Raw genomic sequence first — 12,439 nt, forward strand, 5'->3', positions numbered from 1 at the left:
CTCATCCGACAGCGTCAACTCGGCCATCGGCCGCCCCGTACGTGCCATGCGGCAAGCCTACACATATGAACAGAATTCCCGACTCAGAACACTAGAAGGCGCCCGGGTCGGGATACCCATAGCCGACCCCGGGTGCTTGCGCCGGGGCCGGTGCATGGGCCTCACGGTCGTAGAAGGGGCGGGCGTTCGCCCGCATCCACATCGCCACGGGGCAGTACTCGTCGGACATCGCGACCGTCGAGACCGGCAGCCCGTCCGGGCACGCCCCGATCGACTGCTGCATCATCGCGCGCACCGCGTCGACGGCGGTCGGCGAGGTGTCGTAGACGTCCAGGCCGATGGCGAGATACGGCGCCCCGAGCGCGGGCTGCACCCAGGCGCGGCGCAGCGAGCGCAGCGCGGGCGTGCGGTGCGCGTTCTGCGCGAGCAGGGCGTAGAACTGCGGGATCTCGATGGCGGGCTCGCCGAGCCGCAGCGGACCGGCCGGCTGGCGGTCCAGGCCGGTGGCGATGCGGCGCAGATCCAGCCAGGGGATGCCGACACCGCCGCCCGGCGCGTGCGGGTTGAGCCACAGGCCGTAGTGGTCGGGGTAGAGGGTGCGGGCCACGTCGAGCGCGTCGACCACTTCGTAGGACCGGTTCCAGCCGCTCGCCGACAGCTCTTGGGCGGAGGTGACGCACGGGGCGTACGAGAAGCCGTCGACCTCCATGTTCCCGTACTGGGCGTCGGGCGAGCCGGCCTGACCGTGCCACAGCAGCATCCAGATCTGACCGGCGGACGGTGTTGCCAGCGCGCGCAGCAGCGCCTCGAAGGCGTCGTAGCGCCCCGGCGTCACCTGACGCAGCATGTGCTCGACCGTGCCGGTCGCGGTGCCGGTTCCGCTGGCGCTCACGTTGTGCCGCCCCCCTCTTGATGGTTGCCCCAGATATGAAACCAGCTTAAGGGCCGGAGAGCTCGGGGTGGTTCGCCGTCGCGAGCCCGCCTGGGTCGTGGTAAATCCCGTGGCGTGCACCGAGGTGCTCCTTGTGAGCCCTGACGTGGGCTGATGCCGGGCCGTGAGGCTGGTGGGTTTCGGCCCGGCCGCAACCCAGGCTTCTGTGATGACGGTGAGCTCGCGGGTCAGCAGGGTAGTGAGGGCCGCCCACGGGAACCGTGGAGTGTTGCCGTGAGCTGAGGCGTCAGAATCCTGTTCCCCCCTGGCCCTCCCGGAACGGCGTACTGCTTGACCGTCCGGCATTGCGGGAGGGAGCAAGGCCATGGACGTGCCGCACGAACGATGCGCCGGGCTGGACATCAGCAAGAAGGACGCGAAAGCCTGCGTCCGCACCTCGAGCATGAAGCAACGCGGGACGTTCCCCACCGAGACCACCACCTGGGATGCGACGACGAACGCCGACCTCGCCCTGCGGGACCTGACCCCGGCACGCACCCAACCGGCGGGCTTGGCCGGTCAGGGCGACCATGGGCATCCAGCCGAGCAGATCGAGGGCGGTCCAGACGCTTTCCAGCCAGATCTGGTTCTGTGCGGCGTCGTGGAGGGGAGTGCGTAGGCCGGTGGCGCAGGCGGCGCGGATGGATCCTCGGCACGGGCCCGCCGGCGGTGCCGGAGTCCCAGTGCCGGGATCGGAACGTTTTCGGTATTGGTGGCGAGCAGGTCAGCCGCATCCCGTCGGTGTCGGTCAAGCACAACGGGGCACCGGGTGCGACCGTCCCTTCCGCACGATCAGCGCATCAGCCGCGACCAGGCCGATGCCGGGACCTTGAGGACCGTCTGGCGAATAGGGTGGGGATGGTCGTTCCGACCGAGTAAGGCGGCCACCGGCCGCGGGCGGACGGCTAGTCGACGAGTTCGTGGGTGCCCCGCCCGAGTTGGTGCGGATCAACCTCCGTCGTCCGCGCCGGTACTTGTGCGGCAGCTACTTCAGGACGAGTTGGGCGGCCTCGATGTGGTCGGCAGCGTTGCTGCTGCCCGGGTTCCCGGGCCGCAGCAGGGCGACCACCGGCTCCCGGAGCCCACCCCGGCCGTGGTCGACAAATCCCATCAGCGGATGGTGCCCGAACGTCTCCTTCCAGGTTGCGGCCGCATCCTGCTGCTCGGAGTGCGCGATCAACAGCACCCCGTTCAGCTCCACAACCGCCTGCCCGGCCGCGCCAGCGCCGCGTCACCAGCCAACGCCCACACGTTTCGCGCACTTGAGCGCGGGCCTGGCCCAGTCCGGTCAGCGCACGGTTCCCGAGGCTGCCGACGCGTCGACCACCCGTGACCGACAGATCGGAGGCCACCGGCCCGGACACGGCCAGTTCGGCCCGCAGCATGCACACATCGGCCATGCAGTCCCCGCCGAACACGACCGCAAGCACGACATCCAGCAGGATCTTGCCCGGATCATGCACCGCACGCGGCTTGCGTCACGGCCCCATGCCACCGAAATCGCCTGATCCAGACCGGCCTTACGGATCGTCTCCACCACCAGCACACCGCCCGGCCCGGGAGACCGCCCCACGCCCACCGCCGTCGGTACGGACACCCGGGTAGAACCCGACACGCCTCCACACCTGGAGGGAGCTACCTCCCCGCGACGACCAGGACCCTAGAAAAGCCCCATCGCTACAAGTCAAGAGATGGCGTAGTAGCTGGAACGCCGTTCACTCATGGGGAGTTCGGGCACCGCAGCAGTTGCTGTCGATGTCCTCGTCGCTCACGTTGGTGGGGTGCGGAAGAGTGCTGGGCGCCAGCGTGTGGGACGTGAGGGGGACGGGGTCGCCGTCGACGTGAATGGTGACGTCGGTGGTGATGAGGTCCAAATGGATGTCGGCGTAGTAGTCCACGACATCGAGGGGCTGACCGTGCTGGCCGAATCCGAGGTGGATACCGGGATGACGCTCGTTGATATGGGAATTCATGCCGATGAAGTCGTCGATGCCAGTGTTCGTACCGAAACCGAGTTCACCGACGTGGTTTCCATGGTCGATCTGGATGCAGCGTTCGAAGAGCTTGGCGATCTTCTCGTCCGCACAAGAATAGGAGACGACGTTGCTGTCCTTGAGGTCGACGGTGAGCGGGTTCTCACCTAGGCGTGCATCGAGTTGGACGGCCTTGTTGACGTTGAATGCTCCGTCGGCGACGAGGCGGCCGGTGACCGAGGCCGGGTAGGTGGCGACCTCGCCGGCGGGGAGGATGACGAAGTGGCCGGGGCGCCAGACGCCGCGGTTGCTCAGCCAGCGGTAGCGGTCGTTGTCCAGGGTGATTTCGAGTTCGCTGCCGGAGCTGGTGGTAACCGCGAGGTGCTTGGCGGCGAGAAAGCGGTGGAGCAAGCCGGCATTGATGGCGCTGAGTTCCGCGGGGTCCGGGCCAAGGGCGAGGCGGAAGAAGTCCCAGCCGCCGTTGATGATGCGGATTGGCAGGACCTGGTCGCCGTAGGCGTCGACCTCGTGGCGCAGGATGGGGGCGTGCGACATGGTGTCGCGTTCGATGGTGATGATGACCAGGCGGCCGGTCAGGCTGTCGCGGGACGGCAGGGCGGCCTTGAGGCGCTCGTGGAAGCCGGGGTCCTCGATGGGAGCCATGCCGAGTGCCGTGGTGGCCACCCCTCGGTCGCGGGCGGCGAGAACGAGAAGAGACGCTTGTTCCCGGCAGTCCGGGGTGTAAATGACCAGCAGGGTGTCGGTGGAGGTGAGCTGAGCGTAGCCGTCGAGGAGAGTGTCCACGCCCTTCAGGACGCCAGCGTCGATGGTTGTCTCGGGAGATGCGGTCGTCACGTGTGACTCCTTTGGGCTCGGGGTGTGTGGTGCATCCCGGGGGTGGGGGGGGGGGGGGGCGGGCCCCCCCCCGGGGGGGGGGGGGGGGGGGGGGGGGGGGGGGGGGGGGCCGCCCCCCCCCCCCACCCCCGGGTGTACGGCTGCGTCAGCAGGCGGCCGGCGGGATCTGCCACAAGCCCGGCAGGTTGTCGTCGGACAGGATGTCCCCACCCGTGAGCGCCAGGTCTTGGTGGATCGCGCTCGGCTCGGCCTTTGCCAATTCCTCATTCAAGGCCTGCAGACGCATTTCCAGAGTCGTCATGACAAACTCCCCTTATTCATGGGTTGATTAATACGGAATGGTGCGGGGTGTGCAGTGGTACAGGCAGGTCCTTTCAGAGCCACAGATGAGGCTGTGGTGTCAGGTCTGCCGTGATCCGCGGCCTGGGAGCGGCGGATCAGTCTGTGGGCAGGAGCGCGGCGGGAAGCCCCGTCACGCCGCGCTCGGCATCGGATGCCAGCATCTGGGCGGATTCGGCCCTGCCATGGAGCCACCAGGGCCAGCAGGAGTAGGCGACCGGCGAGGGCGTAGACGGTGCGGGCCTGTACCAGCGTGGCGACGAGGCCCGCGCTCATTCAGTGCCAAGACGGTGGCGGTGTTCAGAAGCACGCATTGCGCGGCTGCCGCACTCCCCTGGCCGGCGTGGTCGATGACGGGCCCGAGAGTGGTCTGGCGGGTGACGCTGAACTCCCTTTCGGCGGCACGGGCCAGGGAGGTCAGGACGAAGAAGCCGGACAGATTATCGATTGCGGCGATGGCAAGCAGCGCCGTTGCCACTACTAAGGCGGTGAGCACGGCCGCCCGCGCGGTGCGCCGTTCGGAGATACGGCGTCCGGTGATTCCGGTGCCGACGATATCTCCGCCGGCCCATGCTGTCGTCACCCGGCCGAACACGGTCGCCATGGCGCCGTAGGCCTGCATCGCGTCGACGAAAGGCACCGCCGCGTCAAGGGCTCCGGCCGCCTCGGCCCGCGTGCGGCCCCTCTCCGGGACCGTGACCTCAGGATGCACTGGTCCGGCGCAGCCAGCCGTTGATGGCGAACCGGCTCTCGGAATAGCCACCACTGAGGCGGACGATGTGTCTGACCTCATGCAGCGTGTGAGGCAGGAGGAAGACGATGCCGTTGCGCTCCGGGGCTGAAGTCCCGGTAGGTGCAGTCCTGTTGCCTCGCCCGGTAGAAGTCACCGTCGTTGTGGACATTCAGCGTGTGCGAGGGTTCGGTATTCGCGCAGCTAACACCGCGTGCTCCTTCGATCTGGCCCACGACGTCACCAATGGCGGCCAGCAATTCCGGAGCCGAAAAGCTTTGGCGGGCAGGTGAGCGGCGCGTGTGCGCATCGAGCTGGTTTCCACCCAAACCCGCCGGGAGCCAGTCGCCCCGAATGGCGGAAATGGCGCGCTCCAACAGTTCGTGGTCCGCCTTCGAGGGCAGGAGATTCGTGATTCGGCAGACCTTCGTCAATGACTGCCATATCACGTCCGGGTCCATTCGCACTCCCCGCGCCGCCATGATCCCAACCCCCTCGGCCATCCACATTCCCTCATACTTGTTCACGCAATTTCCGGACCATTCCTTGTCCGCATACGCAATCGAGTTCGAAGCTATCCGAGCCACCAGACGACTGTCTATCAGATTTGCGAACCGAGTACGGAAAGCGTATGCCGTTCGTATCCGGAGGGCGACGTTCATTGCACGCTGATGGCGGGGTTGCGCAGGGAGGCCATGGCGCGGCGCGGGGTGTCAGGGCGGACCTCGGAGTGGGCCTCGCGGAACGTGCGGCCCCGCACGTGGTGAGGTTCCCGATACCCCAGTGGCCTCTGATCCAGGTGGTGAGCTCGGTGCAGGTGGCGTCGAAACCGCTCGGGCTGGTGATCAGGTAGACGCGCTCAATGGTCAGCTTTCCCGGTGCTCACGTCGCGCCGCCAGCGTACGACTTGGGTCGTCTGACGGGCGGCGGTGTAGTCCAGTTGGCTGAACGCGGCGACCTTGAGCCGGCGGATCTCATCACCGGTGCTGAGCGTGCTCGCGAGAGCGGTGCCCGAGTGGGATGTCCCGCCCGGCAGCTTCCTGACTTTGGCGTACAGACCTGGATGGTTCTTCTTCACGAGGGCCACGTAGTGCGCGCCGCGACTGGTCAGATAAGCCCCGCGACCGTGCTGGGTGTGCAGGGCATCGGCGATCACCACTGCGTTCTCCAGCTCGAGGCCGCCCAGCAGCAGCGCAAAGGCGGGGATCTCGTTGCTCTTGGGAGCGCCCTGCCACTGGGCCAGGACCACGCCGGGTGGTCCATCACCGCCAGCAGTTGGATCGCCACGACCGCCCGGGGTCGCGATCCGCAGACCCGGTTACCGTCGCCCGTGATCTCCCGTCGTACTGGCTTTTTCTGAGCCTCCGGCTCGGCCGGGGAGTTCCGGCCTGCAGATACGAGCTGATGGCCGCGTCCAGCGCGTCACCGTCCACATGCTGCAGCAGGCACGCACGGTCGCGGCGTGCGGCACCGGTCACAGACCGGTGAGTGGATCGGCAGCGAAGCCGGCGTCCGTGATCCACTCTTTGATCGCGATGAGCGAGCGAGCTCCGGTCAACAGCGCCGAGACGGCTGCGCACAGTACTGCGAGCGCCGAACCCCACAGTCCTCGCGCATCGCGGGATTCGACGGCCAGGATCAGGAAACGTCGCAGTTCAGCGACATCGTGTGAGGTAAGAGGAGCAGTCGCGGAGCCCAGTTGCTCCAGCACCGTGCCTGCTCTGCGTTCCCGGACCCCTGCCGCGCAACGGATATAACGCCACGTCACTCACAAGGCCAGCGAACCGGACTAATCAAAATCAGGCAATGCCCTGGATCTGCTTCGCCGAGGCCAAGCAACACAACCCGTGATCGGCCGTCAGTCAAACGGGGTTACCAGGGACTATTTCGCTGGCGCACGCTCACGAGCACAAGCACGGATCTAAACTCGCGCTTTCATGAGCGTGCCCGTCCACTCTTGATCAAATAAGCGGAGACTGCCTCTGAAATGCAACGATGTGACTTGTCTAGAATACTGTTGGCTGCACGGAAAGAAGCACTCGCCAGGTGAGTAAGCGTATCGGGATGTACCCGCGTGTCCGCGTCGAGGGCGGTGGCAGCGGAGTGGTCTCACAGGCCGGGTCGGTGCTGCTGGTCGAGACAGTCCGCAAGTCCGGCCTGGACACTGCGATATCCGCGGCGCTGACGCCATGGCGCAAGCCGCGGACGGTGCACGACTCGGGCAAGGTCCTGCTGGATATCGCGCTCGCGACGGCTCTGGGCGGGGACTGCCTCGCCGATGTCGCCATGCTGCCGGCCGAGCCCGACGTGTTCGGCCCGGTGGCATCCGACTCGACGGTCTCCCGGCTCATCGACGCCCTCGCCGCAGCCGGGCCGAAGGCGCTCCCCGCGATCCGCGCAGCGCGAGCCGAAGTACGGACCCGAGTCTGGGAGTTGGCCGGTGCGGACAGTCCAGCCGCCGACGGCAGGTGTGCGGGATCTTGTTCGTGCTGTACACGGGGATCCGGTGGGCGATCCTGCCGCAGGAGCTGGGCTTCGGCTCCGGGATGACCTGCTGGCGTCGGCTGCGCGACTGGAAGGAGGCCGGCGTGTGGCAGCGGTTGCGCGATCTCCTACTCGCCAGCTCCGAGCTCCGAGCTCCGAGCTCCGAGCTGGCGACGCCTTGGACCTGTCCCGCTCCTCCGTCGACGGCTCCCACCTTCGGAACCTGAAGGGGGGACGCCACCGGGCCCTCGCCAGTGGACCGGGGCAAGACGGGCAGCAAGCACCACGTCATTGTCGACGTCTACGGCATACCCCTGGCCGCCACCGTGACCGGTGGCAACCGCAACGACGTCACCCAGCTCCTGCCCCTGCCGTACCGCCCCCATCCGCGGCAAGCGCGGACGTCCCCGCCAGCGCCCGGCCATCCTCTACGCCGACCGCGGTTACGACCACAACGTCTCCCGCCGTCAGGTCCGTGAGCTGGACATCCGCCCGCTCATCGCCCGGCGCGGCACCGAGCACGGAAGCGGCCTGGGCAAGAACCGCTGGGTCGTCGAAGCGGCCTTCGCACTTCTGCGCTGGTTTCGCCGACTGCGTGTCCGCTGGAAAATCCGCGCCGACATCCACCAGGCCTTCCTCACCCTCGGCTGCGCAGTCATCTGCTGGCGGCGCCTTAAAAAAACAGTGCTGATCTCAGCCCTCAGCCCGTACCGCCGACCAGTGCCTCGCCGAGCGGGGTGCGCCGGTAGAGCACCGACCGTCCGGACCGGGCGCGGACGAGCAGTCCCGCGCCTCGCAGGATGGCCAAGTGGTCTCCTACCGCACCGGGTGTCATGGCGAGGCTTCGGGCGAGGTGGCTGGTACTGGCCGGGGCGTCCAGCGCCAACAGCAGCCGGGCTCGGGCCCGGCCGACCAGGGCGGTCAGCGCATCCGGTCGGGGGACGCTCTCCTGTTCGCCCCACAGGGCGGCGGTGCCGCGGGCACGATAGATCAAGGTCCTGGGCCAGGGGTCTTCCAGGTGGGCGGCGATATTCGCGACGAAGACCGAAGGGATCAGCAGGAGCCCGTCGTCGGCAAGGCGAACTGTTCCGACTTGGGGGAAGTGGACGATCTCGATACCGCCGGCTTGCCAGGCGATGCTCGGGTGCAGGCTCTCGATGGTCGTGACCCATCCGTGTTCGCCGATCACCCCCACCCGGTGCACGACGTCGCGCTCACAGATCGCGCGCAGTTGCGGCCAGTCCGTGGCGAGCAGCTCGTGCCACGCCTGGTCCATCGCCTCGGCGATCCTGGAGACGGCGTCCGTTGAGTCCAGCACTGCGCGTACGCGTGGATCGCGGGCGGACGGGCCGGTTGCAGTGGTGACGAATTCGTGGCGGGCCGCTTCCAGCGGTGTGGCCCGGATCATGGCCAGGTCGTCTGCCCAGGTCTGGTTGAGGCCGCGCGGGGGCGGGGCGACGAAGTTCGGTCCGGATTGGGGGCTGTGCAGGGCGAGGACGGCGTTGAGTTCGGTCTCGCGGCGAAGCCGTTCGAAGGCCGGTAGGAGCCGGGTGGCCCAGGCTCGCGGCAGTGGCCGGTCTTGGCCGGCGAGCGAGCGCAGCAGGAAACAGAGGTCCATCGCGGGGGAGAGTGCGAAGCGGCTGCGCAGCAGGGCCTCGACGGAGACATCTAAGCGGAGCACCCTGCGACGTTACCGCAGGACGTCCCTTCCGATTCGTCGAGCGACGAATCATTGGTGAGTGGTGTGGGCGCACGGCGAGGCTGAGCGTCATGACCCCAACCGCCGAACCCGCGCAGGGCAACCACCGTGCCACCTACCGGGAGGTGCTGGCCGAGCCACGATTCCGGCTGCTCTTCTCAACCCGCATAGTCGCGATCACTGCGGATGCGCTGCGGATCACCACGTTCTCAGTGCTGGTCTTCTCGGCCACCGGCTCCGTGCTGCTGAGCGCACTGGCCTTCGGCATCAGCTTCATCCCGCAGCTGTTCGGCTCGCTGCTGCTGGGCTCACTGGCCGACCAACTGCCGCCCCGCGAGCTCATCACCGGCGGCTACACCTTGACGTGCGCCGCCGCCCTGCTGCTCGCCCTGGTGCGGATGCCGATCGCGGCAAGCCTCAGTGTCGTGGCGCTGGTCGCCCTCGCTACACCGGTGTTTCACGGCGCATCGAGTCGGCTGGTCGCGCAGTCGCTGGAGGGCGACGCCTATGTACTGGGCCGTTCACTGAACAACATCGCTGCCTCCGGCGCGCAATTGTTCGGTCTGGCGCTGGGAGGTGCGGTCGTCGCGGTACTCGGCCCGCACCGAGCGCTCGCGGTAAGCGCCGCCCTCTACCTCGGCTGCGCGCTCGCTATCCGCATCCGGCTACCCCGGCTGCAGCTGGGAGAGTTCGGCGGCACACCCGGCAGCGCTCGGGGCGATGACGGGGCCGTCCGGGCAAGCCTGCACGGTGCCGGCCTGCTACTGCGCGGACGCACGGTGCGACGACTGATGCTGGCGCAGTGGCTACCGCCCGCTTTCGTAGCGGGCGCGGAAGGCCTGCTCGTCGCCTACGCGGGAGGACGCCACTTCGCGCCCGGCTGGTACGCGGTGCTGATGGGAAGTCTGCCGGTCGGCATGCTTGTCGGTGACCTTCTGGTGGGTCGACTGCTACGGCCGCCCACCCGGGAGCGACTGGTAGTCCCGTTGATTGCGCTGATGGGACTGCCGTTGGTCGGCTTCGCTGCCGAGCCCGGAGTGGGCGTCTCGTCCTGTCTGCTGCTGCTCTGCGGCTTCGGATTCGCCTACGGTCTCGGCCTGCAACGGCCGTTCCTGGACGCCCTGCCGCAGGATGGCCAAGGCCAGGCCTTCGGTCTGCTCGGCTCCGGCAGCATGACGCTGCAGGGCGTCGGGCCGGCCTGCTTCGGCGCGGTGGCCGCAGGTATCGGAACAGGCGGCGCGATCGCCCTCGCAGGTGGCGCGGCGGCGCTGACCGCCAGCTGGATTCTCACCTGGCACCCACCCGCCTCCCCGGTCCCCGTCCCGAACTACTCAAAGGGATCAGAGAACGGCACCGAACAGCATGCCTGTGGTTCTCCTGCGCAGTAACCGTCGCAAGCGGGTCGGCCGCGAGTCGTCACGCACGCCACCCTTACGTCTCTCTGACAGGCAGCCATTCCCGATAGCTCATTGCGTTGAGAGTCCTAAGGGCGTGCAGATCTTTAACTCGTCTTTTTGGCCTTGGTTTGGGTGGGGTCGGAAGCGTGGAACGTCGCGATGTCGGCTGGTGTGCGGAAGCGGGCGGTTGAGGGGTTGATGTGTTGGCCGTGTGCTTCCAGGAGTGGGCGGACCTCCTGTTTCGCGCGGCTGATGGTCATCGCGGTGGCGCCGAAGAGTTGGCCGAGGAGGTCCATGGTGGCGAGTTTACGCAGGTGGAGCGCGGTTGCCAGGATCCGGTCGGCTGGGGTGAGCTTGGCTTTGGCGCCTGTGCCGGGGGCCACCAGACGCTCGTGACCGCGACGCGCGCGGAGCACACACTCGCGTTGAACCTCCAGCGCGGGAGTCAGCGTCGATGAGCTCGCTGAGCTGTTGGCGGGTCATCCCAGTGAGTTCAGGGTCCTGCAGCGAACGCTTCGTGAGGCGATGCGGCCTGTTCGCCGGGGCCTGGTCTGACGTGGAGTTGGCCGCCGTCGCGTCCAGCGGATGCTGGGGGTGGTGGGTGTAGTTCCAGTCGCCGTGGAAGCGGTGCCGGGTGCAGGGCAGCGATCTCGTCGTCACTGATCTGAATGCCGGTGGGGTAGGGATTGGTGTCGAGTTCGGCGTGCACGGTCAGGCCGGTTTTGGTGGTGGTCGCGGCGATGCTCTCGGCGATGACTTCGTGGCTGGTCAGGGACCTGCCACGCCAGTTCATAGTGATGTGGGAGAACAGCCGGTGCTCGATCCGGTTCCACTTCGAAGTGCCGGGAGGCAGGTGGCAGACGGTGAGCGCCAGGTGGGCCTCGGTGGCGAACCGGGCGAGTTCGATCTTCCAGGTGCGGGTGCGATACCCGTTGGAGCCGCCCGCATCGGCGGTGATCAGCAGCCGGCCAGCCGCGGGATAGGCGGCCTGCCCGGCTCCGTTCCACCAGCACCGGATTGACTCGACAGCGAACGCGCCGGTGTCGTGGTCGGTGCCCACGTTGACCCAGCCGGTGTTTGCGGCGACGTCGTAGATGCCATAGGGCACCGCCCTGCCCAGCTGGCCGTCGGGGAAGTCGTGGGGTGTCGACCCGCACCGGCTCGCCTCTCGGCTCCCATTCACGGCCGCTGTTTTTGAAGGAGCCGACCAGTTCCTTCTTCTTCGTGTCCACGCTGATCACCGGATCCCTGCCGTCCTGGTGATCCCTGGCCTGCTCATTGAGGTAGTGGAACTGTGCGTCCCGGTCGGGGTGCTGCTTGCCCTCCAGGGTCTTGGCCTTGCTCTGCAGGCTGAAGCCCTCCTCGCGCAGGAGATCGCCCACCATATCCGCGCAGATCCGGTGGCCCTGCCGGGTCAGCCGCTCGGCGAGCTTGCGCATGGATATGGTGGTCCAGCGCAGCGGCGACATGGGATCTCTACGGACATCGGGCTCGACCAGCGTGAGGAGTGCCTCCCGAACGGCTGGGTTCCGGTCGACGACGCGTTTACGGCCGGCGCCGGGCCGGCGAATGCGTCCCAACGGAGCCTCTCCCGGAGTCGAGTTCCCGCATTCCCGCAGACACTGTGGCCTCACGGACACCGGCGGCACGGGCGACCGCTCTGATCCCGCCGTGACCGAGGGACTGGGCCTCCGCCCCTATCAACAGACGACGCTGCCGCTCGTCGAGGTGCGGCAGAATCGCCCCGAACTTGCCTGCCAGCACGGCCCGTTGCCCCTCCAACTCGCTCATGCCAGACCAACGAACCACCGAGCGGAAAGCTACGAGTTAAAGATCTGCACGCCCTAAGGTAGCCACTCCGCGTACCGGGCCCGCACGGTCCGTGCCATGCTCGCCGGTCGCCGCGACCGCATCGAGCTGTCCTCCTGCCGTCGCACTTGCCTGAACCGAATCCCCGAAGAAACTGGCCAGCTTCCCCCTCAAACGCGGCCCTCCGAATACACATGCGGACCCGCGGCCCGGCCGACACGC

At 67.6% G+C, this 12,439-nt stretch carries 10 protein-coding genes and 4 pseudogenes; 4 read left to right on the forward strand and 10 right to left on the reverse strand.

Annotation, left to right across the window (positions count from 1 at the left end):
* Window positions 1-91: 91 nt before the first annotated feature.
* The gene (locus ACIQAC_RS39190) at window positions 92-892 is read right to left on the reverse strand and encodes an enhanced serine sensitivity protein SseB C-terminal domain-containing protein (protein WP_402200236.1); all 801 of its coding nucleotides are present in this window, start codon (window positions 890-892) and stop codon (window positions 92-94) included.
* Between the two features lie 364 nt (window positions 893-1,256).
* Here ACIQAC_RS39190 and ACIQAC_RS39195 point away from each other — a divergent pair, with 364 nt between their 5' ends.
* Window positions 1,257-1,550, forward strand: a complete 294-nt coding sequence (locus ACIQAC_RS39195) for a hypothetical protein (RefSeq protein WP_402200377.1) — start codon at window positions 1,257-1,259, stop codon at window positions 1,548-1,550.
* On the opposite strand, the pseudogene ACIQAC_RS39200 reads toward ACIQAC_RS39195, so the two are convergent.
* From ACIQAC_RS39200 to ACIQAC_RS39230, 7 genes and pseudogenes are all read right to left on the reverse strand, one after another.
* Window positions 1,437-2,556: pseudogene (locus tag ACIQAC_RS39200) on the reverse strand (transposase); the annotation flags it as partial. The gene ACIQAC_RS39195 and the pseudogene ACIQAC_RS39200 overlap by 114 nt on opposite strands.
* A gap of 90 nt (window positions 2,557-2,646) precedes the next feature.
* Entirely contained in the window at window positions 2,647-3,759 is a 1,113-nt protein-coding gene (locus ACIQAC_RS39205) for a hypothetical protein (RefSeq protein WP_402200237.1), read from the reverse strand.
* Between the two features lie 145 nt (window positions 3,760-3,904).
* A complete protein-coding gene (locus ACIQAC_RS39210; RefSeq protein WP_402200238.1) occupies window positions 3,905-4,060 on the reverse strand; it encodes a hypothetical protein in 156 nt (51 codons plus the stop codon).
* Between the two features lie 171 nt (window positions 4,061-4,231).
* The gene (locus ACIQAC_RS39215; protein WP_402200241.1) at window positions 4,232-4,738 is read right to left on the reverse strand and encodes a hypothetical protein; all 507 of its coding nucleotides are present in this window, start codon (window positions 4,736-4,738) and stop codon (window positions 4,232-4,234) included.
* Between the two features lie 149 nt (window positions 4,739-4,887).
* Window positions 4,888-5,355 (reverse strand): hypothetical protein, encoded by a 468-nt coding sequence (locus ACIQAC_RS39220; RefSeq protein ID WP_402200243.1) that lies wholly within the window; start codon window positions 5,353-5,355, stop codon window positions 4,888-4,890.
* Between the two features lie 332 nt (window positions 5,356-5,687).
* Window positions 5,688-6,077 carry a hypothetical protein gene (locus ACIQAC_RS39225; protein WP_402200246.1) on the reverse strand — a complete coding sequence of 130 codons (390 nt, stop codon included), beginning with the start codon at window positions 6,075-6,077 and terminating at the stop codon, window positions 5,688-5,690.
* Window positions 6,078-6,302: 225 nt separating this feature from the next.
* Complete coding sequence (locus ACIQAC_RS39230; protein ID WP_402200249.1) at window positions 6,303-6,539, reverse strand: hypothetical protein; 237 nt, start codon at window positions 6,537-6,539, stop codon at window positions 6,303-6,305.
* Between the two features lie 353 nt (window positions 6,540-6,892).
* Here ACIQAC_RS39230 and ACIQAC_RS39235 point away from each other — a divergent pair.
* Window positions 6,893-7,297 (forward strand): annotated as a pseudogene (locus ACIQAC_RS39235) (transposase); the annotation flags it as partial.
* A pseudogene (locus ACIQAC_RS39240) lies at window positions 7,288-7,993 on the forward strand (IS5 family transposase); the annotation flags it as partial. The pseudogenes ACIQAC_RS39235 and ACIQAC_RS39240, both read left to right, overlap by 10 nt.
* A 19-nt stretch (window positions 7,994-8,012) precedes the next feature.
* Here the strand turns inward: ACIQAC_RS39240 and ACIQAC_RS39245 are convergent.
* Entirely contained in the window at window positions 8,013-8,993 is a 981-nt protein-coding gene (locus ACIQAC_RS39245; RefSeq protein WP_402200252.1) for a winged helix-turn-helix domain-containing protein, read from the reverse strand.
* A gap of 89 nt (window positions 8,994-9,082) precedes the next feature.
* On the opposite strand from ACIQAC_RS39245, the gene ACIQAC_RS39250 reads away from it, so the two are divergent.
* Complete coding sequence (locus tag ACIQAC_RS39250; RefSeq protein WP_402200254.1) at window positions 9,083-10,399, forward strand: MFS transporter; 1,317 nt, start codon at window positions 9,083-9,085, stop codon at window positions 10,397-10,399.
* A gap of 113 nt (window positions 10,400-10,512) precedes the next feature.
* On the opposite strand, the pseudogene ACIQAC_RS39255 reads toward ACIQAC_RS39250, so the two are convergent.
* Window positions 10,513-12,199: pseudogene (locus ACIQAC_RS39255) on the reverse strand (ISAzo13 family transposase).
* Window positions 12,200-12,439 lie beyond the last annotated feature (240 nt).

This window comes from Streptomyces sp. NPDC088387 (assembly GCF_044753385.1).
Classification (GTDB): Bacteria; Actinomycetota; Actinomycetes; order Streptomycetales; family Streptomycetaceae; genus Streptomyces.

Bases quoted from the DNA above. Each gene is read 5' to 3' on its own strand.
- ACIQAC_RS39195 (WP_402200377.1), top strand. From the start codon at position 1,257: ATGGACGTGCCGCACGAACGATGCGCCGGGCTGGACATCAGCAAGAAG.
- ACIQAC_RS39210 (WP_402200238.1), bottom strand. From the start codon at position 4,060: ATGACGACTCTGGAAATGCGTCTGCAGGCCTTGAATGAGGAATTGGCA.
- ACIQAC_RS39250 (WP_402200254.1), top strand. From the start codon at position 9,083: ATGACCCCAACCGCCGAACCCGCGCAGGGCAACCACCGTGCCACCTAC.